The sequence below is a fragment of the Nonlabens sp. Asnod3-A02 genome, from assembly GCF_045063755.1.
GTDB lineage: Bacteria > Bacteroidota > Bacteroidia > Flavobacteriales > Flavobacteriaceae > Nonlabens > Nonlabens xylanidelens.
In genome coordinates this window covers 905,969-930,984 of record NZ_JBEFOC010000007.1, presented here as the reverse complement: position 1 = coordinate 930,984, position 25,016 = coordinate 905,969, and the positions used below count along the sequence as shown (strand labels likewise).

General features: G+C 34.2%; 21 protein-coding genes. 8 read left to right on the top strand and 13 right to left on the bottom strand.

The features are described from left to right. Window positions 1–122 precede the first annotated feature (122 nt). Window positions 123–3,002, bottom strand: coding sequence for a T9SS type A sorting domain-containing protein (locus ACJJVN_RS07610; protein WP_405377687.1), 2,880 nt, complete (start codon window positions 3,000–3,002; stop codon window positions 123–125). 747 nt (window positions 3,003–3,749) lie between these two features. Further along, a complete protein-coding gene (locus ACJJVN_RS07605) occupies window positions 3,750–7,274 on the bottom strand; it encodes a methylmalonyl-CoA mutase family protein (RefSeq protein WP_405377686.1) in 3,525 nt (1,174 codons plus the stop codon). Between the two features lie 124 nt (window positions 7,275–7,398). Here ACJJVN_RS07605 and ACJJVN_RS07600 point away from each other — a divergent pair, with 124 nt between their 5' ends. The 7 genes from ACJJVN_RS07600 (at window position 7,399) to ACJJVN_RS07570 (ending at window position 15,342) form a co-directional block, all read left to right on the top strand. Further along, the gene (locus tag ACJJVN_RS07600) at window positions 7,399–7,683 is read left to right on the top strand and encodes a hypothetical protein (protein WP_405369002.1); all 285 of its coding nucleotides are present in this window, start codon (window positions 7,399–7,401) and stop codon (window positions 7,681–7,683) included. 60 nt (window positions 7,684–7,743) lie between these two features. Next, a complete protein-coding gene (locus ACJJVN_RS07595; RefSeq protein WP_405377685.1) occupies window positions 7,744–8,856 on the top strand; it encodes a serine hydrolase domain-containing protein in 1,113 nt (370 codons plus the stop codon). Between the two features lie 78 nt (window positions 8,857–8,934). Further along, window positions 8,935–9,711 carry a DUF1206 domain-containing protein gene (locus ACJJVN_RS07590; protein ID WP_405377684.1) on the top strand — a complete coding sequence of 259 codons (777 nt, stop codon included), beginning with the start codon at window positions 8,935–8,937 and terminating at the stop codon, window positions 9,709–9,711. 5 nt (window positions 9,712–9,716) lie between these two features. Further along, window positions 9,717–10,169 carry a hypothetical protein gene (locus ACJJVN_RS07585; protein WP_405377683.1) on the top strand — a complete coding sequence of 151 codons (453 nt, stop codon included), beginning with the start codon at window positions 9,717–9,719 and terminating at the stop codon, window positions 10,167–10,169. Window positions 10,170–10,360: 191 nt separating this feature from the next. Then, on the top strand, window positions 10,361–12,907 hold the full coding sequence (locus ACJJVN_RS07580; protein WP_405377682.1) for a PIG-L family deacetylase: 2,547 nt from the start codon (window positions 10,361–10,363) through the stop codon (window positions 12,905–12,907). Between the two features lie 80 nt (window positions 12,908–12,987). Then, a complete protein-coding gene (locus ACJJVN_RS07575) occupies window positions 12,988–14,715 on the top strand; it encodes a sodium:solute symporter (protein ID WP_405377681.1) in 1,728 nt (575 codons plus the stop codon). 3 nt (window positions 14,716–14,718) lie between these two features. Further along, window positions 14,719–15,342 carry a hypothetical protein gene (locus ACJJVN_RS07570; RefSeq protein ID WP_405377680.1) on the top strand — a complete coding sequence of 208 codons (624 nt, stop codon included), beginning with the start codon at window positions 14,719–14,721 and terminating at the stop codon, window positions 15,340–15,342. Between the two features lie 273 nt (window positions 15,343–15,615). On the opposite strand, the gene ACJJVN_RS07565 is transcribed toward ACJJVN_RS07570, so the two are convergent. The 7 genes from ACJJVN_RS07565 to ACJJVN_RS07535 all read right to left on the bottom strand — a co-directional run bounded on the left by ACJJVN_RS07565 (window position 15,616) and on the right by ACJJVN_RS07535 (window position 22,243). Next, window positions 15,616–17,031 (bottom strand): hypothetical protein, encoded by a 1,416-nt coding sequence (locus ACJJVN_RS07565; protein WP_405377679.1) that lies wholly within the window; start codon window positions 17,029–17,031, stop codon window positions 15,616–15,618. Then, a complete protein-coding gene (locus ACJJVN_RS07560) occupies window positions 17,021–17,575 on the bottom strand; it encodes an RNA polymerase sigma factor (protein WP_104516337.1) in 555 nt (184 codons plus the stop codon). The genes ACJJVN_RS07565 and ACJJVN_RS07560 overlap by 11 nt, the downstream gene beginning before the upstream one ends. A 154-nt stretch (window positions 17,576–17,729) precedes the next feature. Continuing rightward, window positions 17,730–18,575: a DUF2911 domain-containing protein gene (locus ACJJVN_RS07555; protein WP_405377678.1), complete on the bottom strand. Its 846-nt coding sequence runs from the start codon at window positions 18,573–18,575 to the stop codon at window positions 17,730–17,732. 69 nt (window positions 18,576–18,644) lie between these two features. Then, window positions 18,645–19,046 carry a sulfite exporter TauE/SafE family protein gene (locus ACJJVN_RS07550; RefSeq protein ID WP_245890736.1) on the bottom strand — a complete coding sequence of 134 codons (402 nt, stop codon included), beginning with the start codon at window positions 19,044–19,046 and terminating at the stop codon, window positions 18,645–18,647. 17 nt (window positions 19,047–19,063) lie between these two features. Then, window positions 19,064–20,542 carry a cardiolipin synthase gene (gene cls, locus ACJJVN_RS07545; RefSeq protein WP_405377677.1) on the bottom strand — a complete coding sequence of 493 codons (1,479 nt, stop codon included), beginning with the start codon at window positions 20,540–20,542 and terminating at the stop codon, window positions 19,064–19,066. 3 nt (window positions 20,543–20,545) lie between these two features. Then, a complete protein-coding gene (locus ACJJVN_RS07540; RefSeq protein ID WP_405369019.1) occupies window positions 20,546–21,517 on the bottom strand; it encodes a lytic transglycosylase domain-containing protein in 972 nt (323 codons plus the stop codon). Between the two features lie 78 nt (window positions 21,518–21,595). Then, window positions 21,596–22,243, bottom strand: a complete 648-nt coding sequence (locus tag ACJJVN_RS07535; protein ID WP_170034646.1) for an alpha/beta hydrolase — start codon at window positions 22,241–22,243, stop codon at window positions 21,596–21,598. A gap of 187 nt (window positions 22,244–22,430) precedes the next feature. Here ACJJVN_RS07535 and ACJJVN_RS07530 point away from each other — a divergent pair, with 187 nt between their 5' ends. Further along, entirely contained in the window at window positions 22,431–22,742 is a 312-nt protein-coding gene (locus ACJJVN_RS07530) for an N-acetyltransferase (RefSeq protein ID WP_104516328.1), read from the top strand. A 75-nt stretch (window positions 22,743–22,817) separates the two neighbouring features. Here the strand turns inward: ACJJVN_RS07530 and kdsB are convergent, their stop codons facing one another. From kdsB to ACJJVN_RS07510, 4 genes are read right to left on the bottom strand one after another with little or no spacing between them, the layout of a single operon-like run. Continuing rightward, the gene (gene kdsB, locus ACJJVN_RS07525) at window positions 22,818–23,555 is read right to left on the bottom strand and encodes a 3-deoxy-manno-octulosonate cytidylyltransferase (protein ID WP_405377676.1); all 738 of its coding nucleotides are present in this window, start codon (window positions 23,553–23,555) and stop codon (window positions 22,818–22,820) included. Between the two features lie 30 nt (window positions 23,556–23,585). Continuing rightward, a complete protein-coding gene (locus ACJJVN_RS07520; RefSeq protein WP_405377675.1) occupies window positions 23,586–24,017 on the bottom strand; it encodes a hypothetical protein in 432 nt (143 codons plus the stop codon). Between the two features lie 35 nt (window positions 24,018–24,052). Continuing rightward, window positions 24,053–24,496, bottom strand: coding sequence for a hypothetical protein (locus ACJJVN_RS07515; RefSeq protein ID WP_405377674.1), 444 nt, complete (start codon window positions 24,494–24,496; stop codon window positions 24,053–24,055). A 17-nt stretch (window positions 24,497–24,513) separates the two neighbouring features. Next, complete coding sequence (locus tag ACJJVN_RS07510; RefSeq protein ID WP_405377673.1) at window positions 24,514–24,969, bottom strand: hypothetical protein; 456 nt, start codon at window positions 24,967–24,969, stop codon at window positions 24,514–24,516. Window positions 24,970–25,016: the final 47 nt, after the last annotated feature.

The following is a 25,016-nucleotide window of genomic DNA, read 5'->3' as shown; positions in this document are numbered from 1 at the left end:
ACTATTTCAACATTCTTACCTATTTAAAGTAATTATATCTTATTCGCTTTCGCGAAAGCGAAACAAAAAAAGCCTCTTCTATTAAGAAAAGGCTTATTATTTTATTGGAATACATGAGAAATTTACTCTACTAGTAACTTCTCTATTTTTTGGCCTGCGTTACTTTTTATAGTTACCAAGTAAATACCTGAAGACAACTCTCCTATTTCTACACGTTGCTCGTTTGATGCACCTGTAAATTGAGTTGCTGTGATCATTCTACCATTCATATCGGTTATACTGATACTCTCTATGGCATTGTTTGCAGTCGCGGTAATAAAGTTCTTTGCTGGGTTAGGATAAACTGAGATACTACTATCTGTAGACTCTCCTACACTTGCTGTGCTCATGATACTTACTGTCTCTGTATTGGTTATGATTGGAGCGTTGAAATCAAAGAAGATATCAGCAGTATTATCAAAAGTATCTCCGGCAACCAGGGTGCTTAAAGTTTTGATTTTAAATAATACGTAACCATCATTAGTCGCATCATTAAAATCTAGATTGATGTCTTCGTGAATAAACTCAACCACATTGTTATCTCGTACACGAGTATAATAATCGTGACTACCACCTAGCGGAATCAAAGTAGTAATATCGAATTGAGCCAAATCAATTTCATCTTTCACCACGATATTTACCGCACTAGCCGTACCTGTATTCTCAAAACGAATCATATAATGAACATATTCACCAACATCGCTAGGGTCAATAGTTTTACCTTCTAGACAGGTTTTATCATTAGGATCATAAGAATTCACAACCGTTTGATCAAAAACCATTGTATTATCTGCTGGCATAGCGTCTGTTCCTGTTCCAGTAACCGTTCCTGTAAAAGTTAGAATATCGTTACCGTTTAATGGATTGGTTGTTTGTGTAGGTGTATTCAAGGTCATGGTAAATTCATACTCTTCCATCTGGAATGGTTGTAAATTACTCACTGACCAACTCAACTGATTAGTTGCAGGAGTTGCTGCCGTAGGCGTTGAAGAAAGTAAATTCATGAAATCTTCTTCAAAATCTAATGTTACTGTTCCACTGGTCGTAACATTTCCTTTGTTTTTAACTACCACTTTATAATCGGTATCAAAACCTGGTCGTGCTTGTTCTAATGGAACTACGATTACTTCTAGGTCTTCATTACTTCCATTTGCCGTGACACAAAAGTCTTGAGTTAATGGACTGGTTTGAGTTGGGAAATCTACAATTACGTTTGGTGGTGTGAAGTTCCAGTAGGTTGGGTTTTCTGGGTTTGGGGTTAAAGTAAATTGTCCATCAGGAGTAGGAATATTGAATTCACCGATTTGGTCAGAAAAGATATTCCTATTAGATAAATTATTAGATATATCTATACTCAAATTTGAAAAAACAGGATCTGATGTATTACAGCCATTATTATCTGTATCGATAGAAACAAACCCTTCTATTTCATTAAAACTACCTGAAGGTGTAAATGAGCAATATGAGTTAAAGGCAATGTTAGTTATACTTTCACAACAGCTATTATCAAATAGAGTCATATAACTATTTAAATTTGCGTTATCAACGCAAATGTAATTTAAGGTATTATTTGTGTCAAAGCGAATGCGCGTAAGGACAGTACCATTATTTTTTAAATTTAAATTCTGTAAATTATTAGTTTCGATTAATAGCTCAGCTAAGTTTTCAGATTGTGAAAAATTTAATTCCATTATATTATCGTAAGCGAGATTGATATATTCTATTTGAGGAAGCGCTCCTAACGTTACCAATGTAGGCGCGGAAGTAACATCTAAAACAAGACGTTTCAATTGCAAGTTATTAGTAAGATCTATTTGTCCAAAACGGAATCCTTCAACCTCTAAAGTTTCTAAAAAGATATTATTAGATAAATTTAAACTTCCTGAAAAATTAACACTGTCCAACTTGAAAATTCTTAGATTCGGACATTGTGATACATCAATACTAGAAAAATTAGGTGCATTCACTTCTAAATGAGTTAACGCATTATTGTTCGCAAAGGAAATAGTAGGATTACCTCGATTGTAAATCAACTCTTCTAGATTAGTTAAGTTCTGTACATTCAAATTGTTAATAAATAAATCATCAATAAGAATTTTTTTTAAATTGAGATTATTTATAATTGTTAGACTAGTCATATCCGAATCCCCTAAAGTTAGCTCTTCAAGATTAGGACTATTGCTTAAATTTAAAGAGCTCAAGTTAGAATTTGCATTCTCATATACTTCTAAAAATTTAAGTCCTGTCAAATTATTTACTATTGACTGTAGCGAGGTTTGTTCAGTCAATTTTAATAGTTCTAATTGAATATTAGTTGACAGATTTAAGTTTCCTAAAGGAGTAAATCCTAAATTTAATTCTTGTAATAAGAGATTATTAGAAAAATCTAAATCATTTATTATAACGTTAGAACTTAAATCTACCAGCTGTAAATTAACTAAGTTATTAGTGTTACTTAGATTTAAATTTAAAGTGTTATTGATTTTTAAATCTTCTAATAGAGTCGATGAACCTAACGATAAGTTTAAAGTTTTATAGGAAGTTAGAGTTAGTTTTTTTAAAGTTGTGAAATTAATAAAGTCTAAACTAACAATATTAGGAGCACCGAAACCACTCGCACTAAATTCTTCTAAACTTTCTAAGTTGAGGAGCATAGCGTTATTATCTATGGAGCCGCTAAAATTAAGTTTTTTTAAATCAGTGAAAAATTGAAAACCTTCAAAGCTGGTAATTCCTCCTGTGTTGGAAGAAAGTAAAATGGTTTCTACACCTATCACTTCTGAATTTTGGATAAATCCGTCTTGATTTACATCAAGTAATGCATCTGCAGTTCCATCATTGTTACTATCCACTACTTGGAATGAGGTTAAAGCATTGAGTAAATTAGAATCTGGAATATTAATTACCTGACCAATGCTATTTATAGAATAACATAACATGATGGCTACAATCAATTTCCTCATAATCAAATTTTTCCTACAAGTTAAAAAATTAAAAACAGAACTAACTAATGAAGTTGGAAAAAATTTAAAGAATTGTTGGATTGAAGGATTCATTCTACACTTAAACTGTTCTCGACTGCGCTCGAACTGACATTTTAGGTCATTATAATCCTAATCCGCTCTGCACTGGATTGACTAGGCCAAAGTAATTGCGAGCACAGCGTGGCAATCTGCATTTGTGGGTACAATGAGTAGATTACTTAGTCGTTTCTCTTCTCGTTTTTGCAGTAATAAACAATCAATTTATTTTCATCACTAGCAGATGCTGAAATAAATTCAGCATGACAGACTTAAAAAAAGTTACTCTAACTTGTAAGGTTTCACATGGGTGCAGCGATGGCAACCTGACAGGTTTTAAGCAATAACAGCTGGCTGATAAACTACCATTCGATTTCTCCTAGAAGTGCGCCAAACCCTTTTGGTGGCTCTATCGGCTGCACCGATTTCGTCGTCCACCTGTTTTCCCTTTTGCAAAGGGAAATGCTTTTTGATCGTGCTATGAATTAGCTTTTGAGAAAGGTAAGTACCGAATCCGCTCTGCAGCGGATTGACATTCTAAAACAAAAAAAGCGCAAACCGATAGGTTTGCGCTTTTTGTAAAATTTGTAATTTGTATGATTGCTCTTCATCAAGCTTTGAGAAAGATACAGATCCCGATATTCATCGGGATAAGCGATTCACACGCTAGCAAAGCTAGCGGTTCACTGCTTACATGTTACGTCTATACTGCCCACCTACTTCAAACAATGCATCGGTAATTTGTCCTAGTGTACAAATCTTTGTTGCTTCCATTAAATGTTCAAAGATGTTGCCTTGTTCTATAGCTGCTTTTTGGATCTTAGATAATTGATCTTGTTGCGCTTTCGCGAAAGCGGAATGTAAATTATCCTTAGTAGCTATTTGAGCTTGCTTCTCTTCTTCAGTTGCACGTATTACCTCAGCTGGTAAAACCGTTGGGCTACCTTTTGAACTTAAGAAAGTATTTACTCCTATAATAGGGAATTCACCAGTGTGCTTTAACATCTCATAGTGCATAGATTCTTCTTGAATCTTGCTGCGCTGGTACATCGTTTCCATTGCTCCTAGCACGCCACCACGCTCTGTTATTCTATCAAATTCTTCTAGAACTGCTGCTTCTACAAGATCAGTCAACTCTTCAATGATAAATGCTCCTTGAATAGGGTTTTCATTTTTGGCAAGTCCTAATTCTTTATTGATAATCAATTGTATCGCCATTGCACGTCTTACAGATTCTTCTGTAGGTGTAGTGATCGCCTCGTCATAAGCGTTTGTGTGTAACGAGTTACAGTTATCATTTATCGCATACAGCGCTTGTAAGGTCGTACGTATATCGTTAAAATCTATCTCTTGTGCATGTAAAGAACGACCACTAGTCTGAATGTGGTATTTCAACATTTGTGCACGAGAGTTAGCTCCGTATTTGTTCTTCATTGCTTTGGACCAAATCTTTCTAGCCACACGACCGATTACAGAATACTCAGGATCGATACCGTTTGAGAAGAAGAAACTTAGGTTAGGACCAAATTTATTGATATCCATTCCACGACTCAAGTAATATTCTACATAAGTGAATCCGTTTGCTAGTGTAAAAGCCAATTGCGTGATAGGATTTGCTCCAGCCTCGGCAATGTGATAACCAGAAATCGAAACACTGTAGAAGTTACGTACTTTTTCTTCAATGAAATACTGTTGTACATCACCCATTAAACGCAAAGCAAATTCTGTAGAGAAAATACAAGTGTTTTGTGCCTGATCTTCTTTTAAAATATCTGCTTGAACGGTTCCACGCACTTGTGCAAGAGTTTCTATCTTAATGCGATTATAGTCTGCAGGATCTAGAATTTGATCTCCTGTAAGACCTAAAAGCATTAAACCAAGACCATCATTTCCTTCTGGTAATTTGCTAGTGTCTACCGCTCCGTTTTTAGAATATACTTTTTCACCTTGAGCGTTTAAATAAGAAGGACGTTCTACGTTGTTATCGTCATATACTTCTTTAAGCTTTGCCTCTACTTTATCGCCTAGTCCGTTTTCTGTAATGAATCGTTCACAATTCTGGTCAATCGCTGCATTCATAAAGAATCCTAACAACATAGGTGCAGGACCATTAATAGTCATAGAAACCGAGGTCATAGCGTGCGACAAATCAAAACCAGAATACAATTTCTTTGCGTCATCTAGACAACAAATACTTACTCCTGCATTACCAATTTTACCATAAATATCTGGTCGTAATCCTGGATCGTTACCATATAAGGTTACACTATCAAATGCAGTACTCAAACGTTTTGCTGGCATGCCTAAACTCACATAGTGAAAACGCTTGTTTGTACGTTCTGGTCCTCCTTCACCAGCAAACATTCTGGTAGGATCTTCTCCAGTACGTTTAAACGGATACAATCCTGCTGTGTAAGGAAATTCTCCTGGCACATTTTCTTGTAAACACCATTTTAAAATATCACCCCAAGCACTGTACTTAGGTAGTGCAACTTTAGGAATCATTTTATGAGAAAGCGACTCTGTATGTGTTTCAATTTTAATGACCTTGTCACGTACTTGAAATTCATATATTGGTTGCTTGTATTTATTCACCTTTGCATCCCAACCGGTAATTACTTCCCAGTTATATGGATCAAGGTCTTTTAATGATTTGTTGAATTGTGCAATAAGAAGATTCATAAAATCTGCATCGTCTACTAAAACGAGAGATAAAATGTACTCTTCATTTAATCCTTTATCGGTAATTAAACGCTCTCTGTTTTCTACCGCAGGTGCGTTTTCGTTTTGATCTAATAAAGTATTGACCGTTTGAAAAACACCATATAATTTCTGTGCCACTTTAGATTGAGCTGCGGCAGTATTATCATAAGCTCTATTACTTTCGGCTATCTCGCTTAGGTAACGTGTTCTAGATGGTGGAATAACAAATATCTTTTCACTTTGTGCTTTGTTAAGCTCATTTTTAGAACTTAAATCCACACCTGTTTTCTCAGTTACCTCAGCCATTAACGCTTCATATAACGCATTCATTCCTGGATCGTTAAATTGGCTTGCTATCGTCCCATGCACTGGAAGAGTTGCTGGATCTGTTTCCCAAAGATTATGATTGCGCTGGAATTGTTTTTTTACATCACGCAGTGCGTCTAGTGAACCACGTTTGTCAAATTTGTTGATGGCTACCACATTTGCAAAATCTAGCATGTCGATTTTTTCCAACTGTGTCGCCGCACCAAATTCTGGTGTCATTACATATAAAGACACATCACTGTGTTCTAAAATCTCTGTATCACTCTGCCCTATTCCACTCGTTTCTAGAATAATTAGGTCATATTTTGCAGCTTTTAAAACATCTACAGCTTCTTGTACATGCTTAGAAAGAGCTAAATTAGACTGTCTCGTTGCAAGAGATCTCATATAAACACGGTCGTTATTGATCGCATTCATACGTATTCTATCACCTAATAAAGCACCACCTGTTTTACGTTTTGATGGGTCTACAGAGATAACACCTATATTTTTTTCAGGGAAATCGATTAGGAATCTGCGTATCAATTCATCTACTAGAGATGATTTACCAGATCCACCTGTTCCTGTAATTCCTAAAACTGGAGTTCCTGCTAGTTCTTCTGCATCGAATTTAAATTCTGCTTGGAATTCTTCATGTCTGTTTTCTGCAAGTGATATTAATCTTGCGATAGTAGGTACATGTTTCTCTTCTAATAATTCTTTTGTGGAAAGGTTTTTTCCTTGTTTCGCTTTCGCGAAAGCGGGAACAGCAACATCACATCGCTGCACAAGATCATTAATCATACCCTGCAAACCCATCGCACGACCGTCATCTGGAGCATAAATACGAGTGATTCCATAATCCATCAAATCCTTTATCTCTGACGGTAAAATTACACCACCACCACCACCAAAAATCTTGATGTGACCAGCTCCTTTTTCTACTAGTAAATCACGCATATACTTAAAGTACTCGTTATGACCACCTTGATAAGAAGTCATCGCGATACCACTTGCATCTTCTTGAATAGCAGTATTTACTACTTCTTCTACACTTCTATCGTGTCCTAAATGTATTACCTCACAACCGGTAGATTGAATGATACGACGCATGATATTAATCGCGGCATCGTGACCGTCAAAAAGACTCGCAGCCGTTACTATACGTACTTTATTTACTGGAATATAGGGAGTTTGATCTTGCATTATTAAATTCACATTTTATATGGCTCAAATTTACGAAAACGATAGCGTATCTACCTACCTTATCAACTAAATCCTTCCCAAATTCTATCTAATAAATCGATTATTGTTTGTAATTTTAATGTTCATGTGGTACCTCATTATCTTTTCTATAATTTTTCTATTCTTATACTTGAGGTATACCATAAAAGCACAGAAAGTAGTTTCTACCGCACTGGTTTTAAGCAAACGTCAGAAAATACTCAATTCTATTCTTATATGGACTATTCCCTTTGTCTGGTATTATCTTATGAAGGATTTTATAAGAATAGATAGACGCACCATGACTAAAAAACGTAGAGACCGACTGATAAGAAAGCAAAGTGGCGGCTTTTATGAAAGCGGTTTAGGTCATGGTGGAGGTACAGGATAACTTATTTTAAACTTTTTATCTTTTCCAAAGTCTTAAACACTAACTACCAAACTATTATAAATGAAAAATCTTTATACTTACCTTATTCTTATATCTCTAATTATTATCTCCTGCAGTTCTACTGATGATTCTAGCGATGACGACATAATTATAGACCCTATAGAAACTAGTTATTTCCCACCATTAACTGGAGATACATGGGAAACTACTTCCTTATCTGATTTGCAATGGAATGCTCAAAAAGCTACGGAACTAAATACCTTTCTAGAGCAAAATGAGACAAGAGCTTTTATAGTTCTGGTAAATGGTAAAATAGTTGTTGAAGAATACTGGAATACAGACTTATCTGGTCAGCCATTTGATAAGGATAGCAACTGGTACTGGGCAAGTGCTGGTAAATCACTTGCAGCTACTGCAGTAGGTATCGCACAAGAAGAAGGTTATTTAAATATAAATGATAAAACATCTGACTACCTAGGTAATGGGTGGACTAACATGCCGCAGGATAAAGAAGACTTAATTACTATTAAAAATAGTTTAACACAAACCACTGGTATTGATTACAATGTGACAAATCCAGACTGTACAGCACCAGCATGTTTTGATTATTTAACAGATGCTGACGATCAATGGTATTATCACAACGGTACCTATCAAATACTACACAACGTATTAGAGTCTGCTACAGGTATGACTAATAATGAATATACTACCACAGCCATAAATGATAAAATAGGAATGGACGGCCAGTGGACAGATACTGCATTATTTGATAATTTATATGTGAGCACAGCTAGAAGTGCAGCACGTTTTGGACTATTAACTTTAAATGAAGGAAATTGGGATGGAACAACCGTTTTAGGCGATTCTAATTATGTAAACGCTATGACTAGTACTTCTCAATCCATAAATCCTTCCTATGGTTATTTATGGTGGTTAAATGGTAAAAACTCTGTTGTTTTCCCAGGGTCAACTACATCATTTAATTCTTCTGTAACACCATCTGCACCGGTAGATATGATTAGTGCGTTAGGTAAAAACGGTCAGTTTATAGATGTTGTCCCTAGTTTAAAGATGGTTGTTATACGCATGGGAAATGAACCTTCTGGAAATTTAGTTCCAGTAATTTTTCATGATGAAATGTGGGAAAAAATTATGGAAGTGATAGATTAATAAAACAACTAAAGTTTTGTTACATACTACCTAACTGAAAGGTCTGGATACTATTTTTGATTTGATTAGAAACAGACTTTGAAAAACTACAGAAGATTTGCCAGAATAGGTATAGCAACTAAAGGTGCAGTGTTTTTATTAATGGGTATCATGGCATTAATAACAGCATTTCAACTTACCTATGCACTTAAAAGTGGTGACGATGTACTCAAATGGATATCTCATTTAAGTTTTGGGTGGTTTTTACTTCTATTAATGAGTATAGGACTAGCTGGTTATATTTTCTCCAGATTCTATCTTACCTTCAATAGAGGTGATTATGATGGTGATGATGGTAAGCCTGCTTTCCGCAGGGTGGCTTATTTTATTAACGGTATTGGTTATTGTCTACTCTTTTTTACTTGTCTCAAATTACTATTCGGTATGCCAGATGATGATGGTAATTCGGGCTGGAAAATTATGCTACTACAGTCTATTTGGGGTAAAATAATAGTCTTTATCATTTCTATAGGACTAGCCGTTAGTGCAATTAATGAATGGTGGATATCTTTCTCTACCATGATGGATAAGATGACTCACAAAGAAAATTTAACTGACAGCCAGTACAAGTATTTAATGCTATTAGGACGTATAGGTAGATTTAGTCGTGGTGTTGTCTTTGCTGTATTTGCCTACATCTTAGGGAGATCTGCTATTTACAATATGGCAAACTTACCCAAAGGAGCCGACGCAGCATTTGCATTTATGCATGTGGAATATGGCGCTATAATAATGGGACTCACCTCTACCGGCGTTCTTTTTTACGGTTTATTCTTAATCCTTAGTTCTAAATATAGAAACATACCTATAAGATAACTCAAATGGAAAATCTTGCTCCTTATAATAAAATTCACAAGACCATCTTACCGGCAGTACTTACCTTTATAGTATGCCTAATTCTTATCACGTTACTGCAGGATTATTTATTAGTAGTCGGTCCTGTCGTGCTTATCACCATAATCATAGGTTATTTCATCGCGCTACGATCGTTTAATCAAAATTCAAATGCGTTCTATGATACTAGTTTTCTATATCTAATTGATAAAAGGGGAACTCATAAAATAAATCTTGCCGAAATAAGCAGTATTACCACCACACCTTCTGGTATTAAAATTATGGGATTTTTACTATACAGTTATACCATTTATTATAACGGCGATAGAAATAATCTAAACTCTTATTCTTTTATGGTTAGTACAGCAAACTCAAATATCGAGGCATTTGAAAAGCACATGGCTCATTGCTACCCTAATACTAGAATAGATTCTTTTTAGTTTTTATAATCTCGCTTTCGCGAAAGCGGAATTTTAACACAACCATCCTACCCAATATCATTTTATAACTAAACAACTCATGTGAAAGGTTTTTCTTACTGAAATCACAGTGGAATCAAGAGAAAGTGTTAGGAAACGTTATAAATCTTCACAAAAAATTAAGATTTGAAACTTCTATCTTCACACACTGTATGAAAAAGAACTTTATCACCTCTATCATTGCGCTATTATTCCTATCAACTGCGGTTGCACAAGAAAATAGACTCGCTCACAAACAGCCCAATACTGCTGAAATTTATCACAACATTGAAAAACTAGGTTTTCTAGGTACTGCTCTATTTATAGCAGCTCACCCAGATGACGAGAACACGCGGCTTATCTCCTGGCTAGCAAATGATAAAATGGCACGCACTGCCTATTTATCATTAACACGTGGTGATGGTGGTCAGAACCTTATAGGACCTCAATTACGTGAACAATTAGGTATGATACGTACTCAAGAATTGTTAGAAGCTAGAAACATCGATGGTGGGCAACAGTTTTTTACACGTGCAAATGATTTTGGTTATTCTAAGCATCCTGATGAGACATTAGAGATATGGGATGAGCAAGCCGTTATGGAAGACATGGTACGCATTATCAGAGAATTTAAACCAGATGTGGTTATCAACAGGTTCAATCACCGCACTCCTGGTACTACACACGGTCACCACACTACAAGTGCCATGTTGAGCATGAAAGTTTTTGATCTCGCAGCAAATAAAAACAGTTATCCTAATCAGTTAGAAGGTCTAGATACCTGGCAGGCGCAACGTGTATTTTTTAATACTAGCTGGTGGTTTTATGGTAGTCAAGAGGCATTTGACGCTGCAGATAAAACCAACTTATTAGAAATAGAAGCAGGAACTTATTATCCTTATAAAGGTTTATCTAACAGCGAGATTGCTGCGTTGAGTAGAAGCCAGCATAAATCACAAGGTTTTGGTAGTACAGGGTCTCGTGGTTCACAAACAGAGTATTTAGAATTTTTAAAAGGCTCTTTCCCGAGTGACAAGTCAGATTTGTTTTCTGGTATAAATACGACTTGGACCAGAGTAAAAGGAGGAAGTCGTGTACAGACCTCGCTTAATTCTATTATCGCAAATTATAATTTTAAAAAACCTACAGAGAGTATTCCTGCCCTGTTAGAGTTGAGAAGTAAAATTGAAAAATTAAAAGAAGATCACTGGAAAAACATCAAACTAGCAGAATTAGATCAAGTCATTCTAGATATTACAGGTGTATATCTAGAGGCGAGCATTAATACAGCTACAGCTACTGCAGGAGAAAATCTGAAGGTAAAAGTGGAAATGACTAATCGTTCTAATCAAAATTATGAGGTAACTCTTTTACCTAATAAGTTAATGGAGGTAGATAAAAGTCAAGTATCACTAAATGCAGCAAAAAGTTTTACCCTAGATGCTACTTTAAAGATACCAGCAGTTTATGAGGCTAGTTCTCCTTATTACTTGAAAGAAAAATCTACCTTAGGTATGTATCAATTTAAGGATAGAACCTTAACTGGTAAACCAGAAACTGGTGCTGAATTTGTAATACGCACTATTCTTAAAATAAACAACACAGAGTTATATAGAGAAATCCCTATCATACATAAACGCACTGACCCTGTACGCGGCGAGGTTAATGAACCTTTTCACATCGTTCCAGAAGTTGCCGTAAGTATCGAGAATCCTGTTTATGTTTTTTCTGGAAATTCTACCCAACCTATTCAAGTTACCGTAAAAGCTAATAAAGCATTATCAACAGGTACCTTAGAATTATGTCACCCTGATGGATGGAATATTACACCTAGAGATTTTAATCTAACTGAACTTAAAAAAGGAGAAGAAAGAACCTTTATTTTTAATGTACAGCCACCTAAAAATGCGTCCAGAGGTGTTGTATCTGGACTAGTTAAAATAGGGGCAAAAACCTACTCTCAAGAAGTAATTAAAATAGATTATGATCATATTCCTGACCAGCAATTAGTAAGAAACAATGAATCTCAAGTAGTAAAACCAGGTCTAGTAAATAGCGCGCGCACCGTTGCTTATATTAATGGTGCTGGTGACGACGTTGCACAAGCTATAGAAGCTATAGGTAGCAAGGTATTTAAATTTGAACCTAGTGAAGTACCTAACGACCTTTCTAAATATGACGCGGTAGTAGTAGGTATTAGAGCTTTTAATGTTGCAAAAGAAGACATGGCAGCTTTACAACCTAGACTCGATACCTATGTAAAAAATGGTGGGACCTTAATGATGCAGTACAATACTAATAGAAGAATTAGTCCAGATGCATTGGGGCCTTTACCTATTACGCTTTCGCGAAAGCGAGTGACCGATGAAAATGCAACAGTAACCATATTAAAACCTCAACATAAAATCATGTCTGCACCTAATGCGATAACTTCTAAAGATTTTGAAGATTGGGTACAAGAACGAGGTCTTTATTTCCCTACAAAATGGGATGCTGCCTTCACACCTATTTTAGGAATGCACGATAAGCAAGAAGAAATGACTACGGGAAGTCTTATTGTAGCAGAATATGGTGATGGACATATTATCTACACCGGATTAAGTCTCTTTAGAGAATTACCTGCTGGTGTTTCTGGAGCTTATAAATTACTGGCAAATATGATAAGTCTAGGAGTAGAAAATCAACCTATTGAAAACAAAGATGGCCAAAGAAAACTCTAAAAAATGGAACCGTGTGTATGCACTGGTGATTATAGCAAACCTAGTTTTTGCAATTTTGTTTTACATTTTAAGCTCAGTTTATGGAGGTAATTGATTGGTTCATACTAGTAAGTACCCTAGCGTTTATAGTCCTTTATGGTGTTTATAAAACAAGAGGAAGACAAACCAGCGAAGAGTATATAAAAGGTGGAGATGCCCGCTGGTGGACTGTAGGTCTATCGGTAATGGCCACACAGGCTAGCGCTATTACATTTTTGAGTACGCCTGGACAGGCTTATACAGACGGTTTAGAGTTTGTGCAGTTCTATTTTGGTTTACCTATAGCTATTATTATCATATGCGTCACCTTTATACCTATTTATCACAGGCTTAAAGTTTATACCGCTTATGAGTTTCTAGAAAAGCGATTTGATTTAAAAACAAGATCGTTAGCTTCTATATTATTCTTAATACAACGTGGTCTTGCAGCAGGAATTACGATTTATGCACCTGCCATAATACTAAGCGCTGTACTGGATTGGGAATTAAAATACTTAAATATAATTATAGGTATTCTGGTTATTATTTATACTGTTTCTGGTGGTACAAAGGCCGTTAATGTGACTCAAAAACAGCAAATGATAATTATCATGGCTGGTATGGTTACCGCATTTGTACTTATAGTAACACAACTACCAGATAATGTAAGTTTTGATAACGCGCTTACTATGGCTGGTAGTGCTGATAAAATGAAGGTCCTTGACTTTGACTTTTCTCTTAACGATAGGTATAACGTATGGAGTGCTTTATTTGGTGCTACATTTTTAATGCTTAGTTATTTTGGTACCGACCAGTCACAAGTACAACGTTACCTCTCTGGTAAATCTATAAAGCAAATGCGTATAGGACTACTGTTTAATGGATTACTTAAAGTACCGATGCAGTTCTTTATACTCATGGTAGGTGTGATGGTATTTGTATTTTATCAATTTAATTCTACGCCTCTTAATTTTAATCCTGCGGCAGAAAAAGCTGTTAAAGAAAGTCTATATGCTGGAGAATACAGCAGACTAGAATCGAGTCATGAAGAAATCCTGAATGAAAAACAGGAAGTTCAAAAAAATTATGCAGCAGCTTTGAGCACCTCTTCTGAAGATGTAGGTAATTATGAAATCGCTTTAGATTATCTAAGAACACAAGAAGAAACCAATAGACAAAAAGCAAGAGAATTAATTAATAAAGCAGACGAAGGTATTGAGACTAATGACAAGGACTTTGTCTTCATTCATTTTATTTTAAACCATTTACCTAAAGGCTTAATAGGACTTTTACTAGCTGTTATCCTGAGTGCTGCTATGAGTTCTACCGCGTCAGAATTAAATGCATTAAGCTCTACCACTGCTGTAGATATTTATAAAAGATACAGCACAAAAGAAAAAGATGACGACCATTATGTAAACATGAGTAAATGGTTCACGCTTATGTGGGGAGTTATAGCCATAGGCTTTGCTAGTTTTGTATCGTTATTTGATAACCTCATACAGTTAGTTAATTTTATAGGTTCTATATTTTACGGTACTATTTTAGGGATATTCTTAGTTGCTTTTTACTTTAAAAAAATCAAAGGTCAAGCTATTTTTATTGCTGCATGCATTTCTCAAGTAATTGTTGCCACTTGTGCTATACTTCATGAATTTGTAGAAGGAATAGAGATATTGCCTTTCTTATGGTTGAATCCGCTAGGTGCTATTCTTACTATTACCCTAGCCTTAATTATAAGCTCGGTGAATAAAGAGGATAATAGTATTTTTGAGTTTCAAAAGAATTAAAGCATGAACAAGTATTTCTACCACGATGGTTTTAGAGAATTCGGTCCTTTTACACCACAAGAATTACTCGATAAAAATATACGTCCTGATTATAAGTTAAGACTAGATGGAACGTCAGAATTAAAGCCTGCTAGAGAGGTTATAGAGGTTGCTAATTTATTTAAGCAAAAACAAAACACCCAACAGCAACCGTATCAAAATACTACTCACATACCCCAACAGCCTAATCCTGTAAGTAATAATCAACAAGCGGCACCACAAACATTTGAGCGTGACTTAAGTTTTGAGCAACAAAGTTATCAAGGAACTCAAAATAATTCTAGTAATCAAATTAACTATACTGCAGCACCACAATCTGTAGGATGGCGACCTAAACTGTTACTAGCGATTATTTCTTTCTGGTTGTTCGATAACTTATTGGATTGGTTATTTACATCATTATCTATAGAATTTTGGCATGGTCCAGGACAGGCTATTCGTATTTTTATAAACATTCTTTTTGCTTTTATACCTTTACTATTAGCTATATGCATCAAAAAATCTAGCTTGCGTATTATAGCTATAGTATTTGCTGTAATCATCATCATCAGCCAGTTAGCACGCCAGGTATACTGGTTAGTTAATTAATTAACTGATTCATTTATAACTTATAAAAGCCGTTTGATAGTATTATCAAACGGCTTTTATATTTCACAACCTTTGTGTATGTAACAGTAGAAGTCTATCATAAAATCCATCTCTCCTATTGATAACATTTAGATCTAGCTATTAGATAGTTCTTACTCCTACTTTGAATAGATGAATAAAAATAATCAAGTAAGACATAAAAAAAACCGCCTAGAAATATTCTAGACGGCTTCGTGTGCGTTTCGCTTTCGCGAAAGCGGTGGCTATTCCAAATTAAAATTTATATTCTAAGCTAGTAGTTAGCCTAAATTCTGACGGTGTACTTATATTGTCAGCCTCATAAGGCTTTAAATGATAATAAATTGATGGCTCTACATTAAAGTAAAACTTTTTATATAGCTTAAATCGAGCTGGCAAGGAAAGGTGTGCCGATACACCAAAATCAAATAACGTATTAGACTCTCCTACCTCTAGATCTCCCACGTTTGATTTAAATGTAATACTATCTTCTAATAATACTCTAGACTGAACACCTACCATTAATCCTAAGTCTAGCTTTTCCTTATACAACGAATAACGTAATTGAAAAGGAAACTCGATATAGGTAAACTCTTGAAAAATGTCTATATCTGTAGCAGTACTTAAGTAATCACTCACCAATGTAGGGTCTGCTTTATAAGTAACATACTGCAATCTTTCTAAATTGATAGATGAGTTTTCTAACTGTGTCGTCTGTCCATACTTAATATAATTGACACCTACTCTTAAGGTATACTTAGTATCCTGTATACTATGATGCAAAGCTATACCATAATTTAAGTTGTAATCTCTATCTACTTGATTCCCGTCTAGTCTATTATCTATTAAAGATGATTTACCGAAATTATCATAAGAGTTAACTATCCCAGAAACACTTACACTCCATGGGCTTACATACGGTTTACTTATAGTATCTTTCTTTCTTTCTTTTTTATTTCGCTTTCTTTTCTTCTTTTGTTTCTCCTTTTGATTAACCGATAAAGAATCTTCTACAGCTGCTTCTGTATTTGTAGTATTTTTTAAAATCAACGCGTTTTCTATATCTGAAAAACTTCGTTTAGTATTCAGATCCTCTTTTAGAATATCAGAATCATTTTGATCTATATTAGGTTGATTATATTCATTTTGATCCTCATGAATGGACATAGCTATGCTAGAATTAGTTGCTATAGGAGCACTAGATCTTGAATATGAGTTGGAATTATTTTGAGAATAAGAAGCTGCATCAGTATTTGTATTTGCATCATCATCCATAACAACTGCAACTGCATGGTTATAAGAATCAGATACATGTGGTAGTTGATTACTATCATTTAAGTTATTATCAGTAGTTTCTTTTAACAGGTAGTCAGGATCTTCATTTTCAAGCGTTTGTTTTTCTGAAATAGAACTTTCTACATTAGTCTCCTTACTAGACACTTCATGCTTAGAATTATATACTGATGAGAAGTGATAAAAACTACCACCTAATAAAATACCTATAAGTAATGTACCTACAGTCCCGTACCAAAACCAAAAAGGTAATATTCTTCTTTTCTTTTTTTCTTGTAAACTTTCTTCCAGTCTATCCCATAACTGCTCGCTAGGAGTAACATTCAATGAGTCCAACTGGTTTTTTATTACAGAGCCTATTTCTTTCTTAGTTCCCATAAGATCCATTTTTTGAGTTAACATTTAATTTTTGAAGATTTTCTTTAAGAATAACCTTTGCTCTATGTAAATTAGACTTTGACGTACCTATTGTTATATCAAGCATTTCAGAAATTTCTTTATGTGTATAATTATCCATTTGGTATAGATTAAAGACCATTCTATATCTATCTGGAAGATTTTGCACTGCATTAAGTATTACTTGTAAAGAAGTTTGGTCTAGAGTTGTCTCCTCCACCATCACGTCTTCAGTTATTTCTTCATTGATAAGCACGTTAAATTTAGATTGCTTTTTAAATGAAGTAATCGCTTTATTAATGACTATACGTTTCATCCATCCTTCAAAACTGCCTTTACCTTTGTACTTTTTAATAGTAGTAAAAATAACCATGAAAGAATCGTGCAGGTTATCCTCTGCCTCTTCTCTATTTCTGCTGTACTTTAAGCTAAGAACAAAGAGTCGGTCTTTATAGATATTATAGAGCTCTTTTTGAGCTCTAATATCATCCTTTTTACATAATTTGAGAAGTTCGTTTAATTTCAAGATTGGTTAATTCAAATAGATTATAAATGTAATTATACTTATAAGTATGGAACAGTTAAAAAGGTTGCGTTCAAAAATAAAAAACCGCCCAGAATATTCTGGACGGTTTGATGTATGTTTCGCTTTCGCGAAAGCGGTATGTAATAAAAGATAATTACATCTTTGCGCCCCATTCTTTAAGGCTGTCTTCATTTAGTTTTACATAGTCAGCATTCTTAGCTTTTTTTGCTAATTCTAATGATGTCTTTGCACTCGCAATTGCTGCAGATTTGTTACCCATCTTTGCCTCGATAAGAGATTTTCTTCTGTGCATCCAGAATGCGTCTGGATTTGCTTCTACTGCTTTTGTAATCCACTGGTGAGCTTGTGGAAGATCTTTATTTGCATCTAAGTAAAATGTAGCAGCGCTGTAATAATCGTTTGCAGCTGGTCCTGCCATTACTTTATCAATACTAGCTTGCGTTTTTGCAGCTGTAGGTACTGTAAATGGAACAGCAACCATAGTCTCATCCCACATCATTTGTAAGTGAGCACCATCCATATTAAGCTCGTTAATTGCCATAGTCCAGCTTTCTTGAGCATTTTTAAGTTTAGAAACCTCTACTGTAGTAGTAGCAACAACTTTAGAATCATCCCATTTTCCTGGTGTACCCCAGTTAGATGTGTCGCTATATAACATTACTGTCCATTCTTTTTTACCTGGCTTTGTAAAAACAGCATAAGTTCCTGCCTTTACATCAGTTCCTGCAAAATTAACATCGTCTGAAAAAGTTATCTTAGAGTTAGCGTTTGCGCCGGTTCTCCATAATGTCTCAAATGGTACTAAATCACCAAAGATATCTCTACCTCTTTTAGCTGGTCTAGAATAATCTAAAGTAACCTCTGTAAGTCCTACAGTTTGTACTGTTTTTGCACTAGGGCTAGGTTGTGGAGCTTCGATCTGAGCGTTAACTGTTGTAGCCACAAGCATTAAGCTCAAAACAAATAATAATTTTTTCATTGTGATAATTTTTAATATTTAAGTCTGTAAATTTCGATGATTTAGTCTTTTAGAAATGTTAGAGTTTTCTTAACTAACGCCTTTTGCACTAGAGAAAAAGATCATTTTTATAGCCACTATAATTAGTATAACTCCAAATATCTTTTTCAATAATTGTTGATCAATGTTAAGAGCTAACTTAGACCCAAAGTAACCACCTATTACAAAGGTAACTGCGATAAAAGGGACATAACGCCAGTCTAGACCTTCATTAACTTGTAATCCATTTTTATGGTAGGTATAAGCAGCAAGTAATGTAACTGGGACTGCTAGAACTGCTAGACTCATTCCCTGTGCCTGGTGCTGGCTATATCCTAAAAACCAAATAGCGAGTGGTACCATAATAACACCGCCACCTACTCCTACACTTCCACTTAAAAATCCTGCTAGTAAACCTAATAACAATAAGAGCAATATAATTTCTAACGTCATTTTTTTTCTTTTCATATTTATAATAAAGGAGCCCACAATCGACAAAAAGACTCTTTGATTTTATTCCATTTATTTCTTTTAAGCCATTTATCTATGACCACTTCTTCACAGTGTTCTAGATCTAACTTAAACTGATTGTTCAATTCATGAGATATTTCTTTGTCAAAAATAAGTGCATTAATCTCAAAATTGATGTCAAAACTGCGATAATCCATATTTGAAGTCCCTATTGTTGAGAATTCCTCATCTACTACCATGGTTTTTGCGTGCAACATGCCTTTATGATACCAGTAAATTTTTGCACCACTTTCTAATATTTCTCTAAAATAAGAACGACTGGCAAATCTTGCTGCCCAACTATCTCCTTTTTTAGGTACCATAATCTCTACTTCTATTCCTGCTCTCGCTGCACTTTTTAATGCTGTTAAAATAGCCTCATTAGGAATAAAGTAAGGTGTGGTAATTTTAATATTATGACTAGCCGTAGTAATGGCTATAAAAATAGCTTCCATAATATTAGCCCAATCGGTATCTGGACCGCTAGCCGCTATTTGAACTGCTTTATTTACTTTTTCATCTATCTCTGGAAAATAGCTGTCTGGCAACTCAATGATGGTTTTTTCATTTATATGATCGCTAACAAAATACCAGTTAAGCAACCACTGCGCTTGCATGGTTTTTACAGCGTGTCCTTCTATTCTTAAATGAGTATCTCTCCAGTAATCCTCACTAGAGTCATCTACTGTATTTACATAATCATCACTTACATTTACACCACCTAAATAGCCTATGTGCCCATCTATGATACATATTTTGCGATGGTCTCGATAGTTAGCCTTACGAGTAAAGTTAGAAAATATAACAGGCATAAATGCATGAAAATCAATTCCGGCTGCTCGCATTTCAGCTTTTGCCTTACGGGATAAATCGCTACCTACCGAGTCGTAGATAAGCTTTACTTCTACACCTCTTTTTCTAGCATCTATCAATTTATTTATAAATGCATTACCTATAAGGTCGTCTTTAATAATAAAGTATTCGAGGTGTATGTGATTTGTAGCCTTATCTAAGTCTTCAAAAATGTATTTAAAGGTGTTCTCTCCGTTAATAAGAACTTTAAGGTCATTTTTAAGAGTTAATGAAGACGATTGATTTTGATTTAATAACCTGACTAGCTTTACACGATTATCTAAAAAATCATCTTCGTACTCTGATAATTTTTGATCTGATAGATGTAAACGTTTCTCCCATGATTTAATAAGGTGATGTCCTGCTAGATCTTTGCGCTTAAAAATTTTAGACTTTCTATATTCCATTCCAAAAAAGTAATAGATCGCAAGACCTACAAATGGAAATGTGATAAGAAATAGTAAAGAAGATAGCGTCTTTCTAGGGTTTTGATTGCTACGTATTAGAAAAAAAGCTGCACCTAATGCAACCACATAATTTATAATTAGTAGCTCCATGAACCAGTTAGAGAGAAACCAGTCTAACATAATTTAGTTATAATATCCCTCTTCAGGAATTTGGATTAAGTATTCTTTACCTGATTTGTTATTCAGTTTAGGCTCTCTTAACCACGGATTGTGAATTTTAAGAATTTTATAGTTGATGTTGTTAGCTTTCGCGAAAGCGGAAAGGTCATCTACCTGATAATCTACTAAAACATTCTTAGTAGGTATGGTGTCATAACCATGACTAGGATCTACATTAAAACCAAAGTTTTTAGGATTTTTCAAGATCTCTTTAATAGCTAATATTCTGAAAACATATCTACCTGTTTCTTGACCTAAAAGTAGGTCATAGTAACTAGAAACATCTTGGGCATTTAATTGTTTATTAATACCTCCATTACCTGCGTTATAAGCGGCACCTGCAAGTGTCCAACTGCCAAATTTTTCTTTGCTTTGTTTAAGATAATCACAAGCCGCCTTAGTAGCCATTTCTAGGTGATAACGCTCGTCTACATTATCATTAACCTCTAGACCTAGTTCTTTTCCTGTACCTCTCATGATTTGCCAGAAACCTTTTGCTCCTGCTGGAGATGTAACGTTTTGTAATCCACTTTCTATAACTGCTAGATATTTAAAATCATCTGGCACACCATTTTCTGCTAGAATAGGTTCTATAATAGGAAAGTATTTTTGAGCTCTTTTTATAAGTAAAATACCGTTAGATTGCCAGTAAGTATTTACTAAAAACTCTCTATCTACTCGTTCTCTTATATCTGGCTGGTGCAATGGCACAGCCTCTCCCGCAAAGTCTAGACTCTTAGGCAATTGTACACTGTACACGTTATAATCTTCTACTCTTTTATCGTTATCATTACTTTTATAACTGGTGGCAGCTGTTGTTGTACTTTGTGAATTTGTGGTGCTAGATGCACTGCTAGAATCACCATCCTGTTGTATGGCACCTATGGTGAATATAAAAACTACTGCGATTCCTGCTCCTAAAAATATCTTTTTCATATCTAACTATAATTATGGGTTAAAGATATAAAACATGCGAGTATTAAAGCATTACAAACAGTTAAGCTTTATAATATTTTAAGAAAGTATGATATCTGGTAAATGTTCATTGAACCACCTAAATCTATTAATAATCATAATGTGCGTACCACCGGGCACGATAATACAGTCCTTTATATATTTAATAGGAAATATGGGATCTTCATCACCATGAATGTGTATGGAATTTAAAAGTGGCTCTTCTTGTTCCCAATTTAAGATAGTATCTAGGGCCCAATTAAGGTATATTCTATTATTAACTGACAGGTATTTTTTATAAAGTTCTATCTTTTTAGGTGCAAAACCAGGATTATATTTAACGAGTAAATCAAAATTTTCTACCAGTCTAGTAGGTAATATTTTATGAAGTCCAGTCGCTTTAGAAAAACGCATTCTTCTTGGAAATTCTTTCTTTGATTTAACAGTAGATATTAAAATAACTTTTTCTACATCTATCTGTTTGGCCATTTCTTGAACTATAACACCACCAAAGGAAACCCCTATCAACACAGGACTTTCATGCTTAACATGCGTTAACAACCTCGTTACATAATCCCTCAGAGGTTCTTTCACTTTAGGGATAATCCATTCTAGTTTATGGACGGTAAAATCTTTCTCTGGTAATTTTAAATTTTCAAAAATTAATGGAGAAGCTGCCATACCTGGCATTAAATAAACATGCTTCATAATTTAAGGAAACGCTGTCATTTCAGCGCTTTAACATTTTTAATGGTTTTATGACACAAATTTTAAGGTATCTTTACAAGATATTAAGTGAAAATTTTTACTCACGACACTAATCAGCCATAAAGTTAACTTTTAAATATTAGTGCTTATCTATTTTTTAGATATTAAATGAGTTAAAAAAAAGAATATGGAACCTTCTACTACTCTAGAAATTACTGACAATGCTTTTTTGCGTCAGTATGAATGTCGCAAAGGCGATATTTTTGCAAAAATTGAATATTCTCAACAAGAGAGAAAAATATTCTTAACTAAATACATTGTACCAGAAGATCTGGAGGATGATTTAGATTTTAGAAACGAATTCTTAACCGGCGTTTTTGATAACATAAGAGATGAAAAAGAACTAAAAGTTGTTCCTACACATCCTAAAATTGCAGGTTTTGTTCGTAAATTTAGAAACAAATATAAAGATATGCTACCGGTAGGAATAGCTATCTAAAGATTTTACCCCAATAATTATTTAGAATTTAAAGGCTTTTACCTAGGTAAGAGCCTTTATTAGTACATTCTTATTCTAATGAAGACGTTGCCATTCTAATCTAGCTTTTTCTAGATCTTCTGGCACATCGATTCCTATACTCAAGTGACTCGTAGGAATCATCTTAATTTTTTTACCGTGTTCTAGATATCTTATACATTCTATCTTTTCAGATAATTCTAGCGGTGTAGGCGACTGATTATAAAAATCTAATAAAGCACTTTTTCTAAAAGCATAAATCCCTATGTGTTTATAAACAGGCTGTTTAACAGCTTTGTCTCTAGGAAAAGGAATCACAGAACGTGAAAAATAAAGAGCATTACTATTCAAATCTGTTATTACCTTTACATTATTAGGATTTTCAATATCCTCTATTTCAGTAATTTCATGCATTAATGATGCTAGTGAGATCTCCTGATCCTTATCGTTTTCAAAAACCTCAATCAGTTTTTTAAGATCTGTTTGATTTGTAAACGGCTCATCGCCTTGTACGTTAATCACTATATCTGCTTCATAACTCTCTACAGCCTCTGCAATGCGGTCACTACCAGTTTCATGGTTTTTTTGAGACATTACTGCTTCTCCACCGTTACTAATAATCTCGTTATAAATCACATCACTATCTGTCGCAACAAGAACCTGATCAAATAATCCAGTATGCAATGCAGCCTCATACGTGCGCATAATGACTGTTTTACCACAAAGGTCTTTCATTAATTTACCAGGAAATCTACTGGCTTCAAAACGTGCTGGAATTACGGCTATTTTTTTCAAAAGATATTTTAAAATTTAAAACAATAGAAATTACTTATTTTTAATAAGAACTCCTTCATTACGAAACAAAGTTACTATTTCTTCTGTCTTATCTCGCTCTAAAACGTAAAGAGTCCTACGTGCTCTGTTTTTTAATTTTATTGCTAGTCCTATAGAATTATTGCCTTTACTATAAATAAGGTATTTAATTTCAGATAAAGCTATTTTAGACTTTCCTGTTAAAAGAAAAAAATTAAAAATAGCTAGAATAGGAAATATGATTAATGGAGTAACACTTAACCAATTTAATTCATCAAAATTTAAATAATTTATAACAGCTAAAAATATCATTAATAAATTAATTACCTGAAAGATAACTAGTTGCTTCTTAACATTATCTTCTATTTCAAAAAGCTGTAAATCTTTATCATAATTGACTTGAGAAATTTGATAACTGAATAAATCTTTAAGTTTAGATAACATTTGACAATTGAATTTTATAAATATTTCTTTTCATTTTAAAACCAAGATGATTTCTCTTTAATCTCTATACCATGACTTTTAAAAAGCTCTACTTGTTCATCAAATTGCGATAAATTATAGTGATATAACACTCTACGCCTTTTATTATTTAACCTGATACTACCTGTAGCACTGGTTGTAGACTTGCGATAGCTTACCGATTTAATCTGGTCTAGAGGTATGGTTGCAGATGCATTATTATTTACAAAACCTAAAATCAACATAGCTGTAAAAAATATAGCAAGTACTAAATAAAATAAATTGAGATTATCAGATTTAAAATATCCTAAAAGCGAGAAAAACAGCATGGTTACAGACAGTATTCTCAACATCCAGACCTGCCCCTTTGCATGATCATCTATTTTAAAACATTGCCTGTCTGGATCAAAGGCTATTGTAGAATTCTTATCTGTAAATAGTTTTTTGACGCTTTTAAACATTCTTTTTATTATCACTTTTAATAATTGAGCAGTACTAGTGGCAATATACTTTCTACTCTCTTGACCTCAAAATCGTTCTCTTCTATGAATTGCACAAAATTTAAACGATGTGCTTCATGATTAAAAATGACGTTACGATACTTGCCGTTTTTTAGTCTAATCATGGTTTGTTTTACTCTTTTATTATTTCTAAATAAAAGATAATCTACCTCTGCCCTTTGTATTTCATTCTTTAATGTATGAGTTTGAAACATAACCACTATTACTATGGTTGAAAATAACAATAACGCATAACTGAATATTTTAAAATACATACCCCAATTATTCACTGTCAGTAATAGATTAAGACTTCCGAAAAACATTAAGCAAATGCTCAACCAAAATCTATTTTTTACATTATCATTTATTAAAAGTGCTTTTTTATCTTCACTAAATCGATAAACAGCATTCTTAGGTCTCAAGTATTTAAACATATCTATTTGTTAGTTTTATCTCGCTTTCGCGAAAGCGGAATTATCAT

Excerpts from the sequence above, each read along its gene's own strand:
- ACJJVN_RS07610 (WP_405377687.1), bottom strand. The coding sequence starts at position 3,002 with ATGAGGAAATTGATTGTAGCCATCATGTTATGTTATTCTATAAATAGC.
- ACJJVN_RS07605 (WP_405377686.1), bottom strand. The coding sequence starts at position 7,274 with ATGCAAGATCAAACTCCCTATATTCCAGTAAATAAAGTACGTATAGTA.
- ACJJVN_RS07600 (WP_405369002.1), top strand. The coding sequence starts at position 7,399 with ATGTGGTACCTCATTATCTTTTCTATAATTTTTCTATTCTTATACTTG.
- ACJJVN_RS07595 (WP_405377685.1), top strand. The coding sequence starts at position 7,744 with ATGAAAAATCTTTATACTTACCTTATTCTTATATCTCTAATTATTATC.
- ACJJVN_RS07585 (WP_405377683.1), top strand. The coding sequence starts at position 9,717 with ATGGAAAATCTTGCTCCTTATAATAAAATTCACAAGACCATCTTACCG.
- ACJJVN_RS07580 (WP_405377682.1), top strand. The coding sequence starts at position 10,361 with ATGAAAAAGAACTTTATCACCTCTATCATTGCGCTATTATTCCTATCA.
- ACJJVN_RS07575 (WP_405377681.1), top strand. The coding sequence starts at position 12,988 with ATGGAGGTAATTGATTGGTTCATACTAGTAAGTACCCTAGCGTTTATA.
- ACJJVN_RS07570 (WP_405377680.1), top strand. The coding sequence starts at position 14,719 with ATGAACAAGTATTTCTACCACGATGGTTTTAGAGAATTCGGTCCTTTT.
- ACJJVN_RS07565 (WP_405377679.1), bottom strand. The coding sequence starts at position 17,031 with ATGGGAACTAAGAAAGAAATAGGCTCTGTAATAAAAAACCAGTTGGAC.
- ACJJVN_RS07555 (WP_405377678.1), bottom strand. The coding sequence starts at position 18,575 with ATGAAAAAATTATTATTTGTTTTGAGCTTAATGCTTGTGGCTACAACA.
- ACJJVN_RS07550 (WP_245890736.1), bottom strand. The coding sequence starts at position 19,046 with ATGACGTTAGAAATTATATTGCTCTTATTGTTATTAGGTTTACTAGCA.
- cls (WP_405377677.1), bottom strand. The coding sequence starts at position 20,542 with ATGTTAGACTGGTTTCTCTCTAACTGGTTCATGGAGCTACTAATTATA.
- ACJJVN_RS07540 (WP_405369019.1), bottom strand. The coding sequence starts at position 21,517 with ATGAAAAAGATATTTTTAGGAGCAGGAATCGCAGTAGTTTTTATATTC.
- ACJJVN_RS07535 (WP_170034646.1), bottom strand. The coding sequence starts at position 22,243 with ATGAAGCATGTTTATTTAATGCCAGGTATGGCAGCTTCTCCATTAATT.
- ACJJVN_RS07530 (WP_104516328.1), top strand. The coding sequence starts at position 22,431 with ATGGAACCTTCTACTACTCTAGAAATTACTGACAATGCTTTTTTGCGT.
- ACJJVN_RS07520 (WP_405377675.1), bottom strand. The coding sequence starts at position 24,017 with ATGTTATCTAAACTTAAAGATTTATTCAGTTATCAAATTTCTCAAGTC.
- ACJJVN_RS07515 (WP_405377674.1), bottom strand. The coding sequence starts at position 24,496 with ATGTTTAAAAGCGTCAAAAAACTATTTACAGATAAGAATTCTACAATA.
- ACJJVN_RS07510 (WP_405377673.1), bottom strand. The coding sequence starts at position 24,969 with ATGTTTAAATACTTGAGACCTAAGAATGCTGTTTATCGATTTAGTGAA.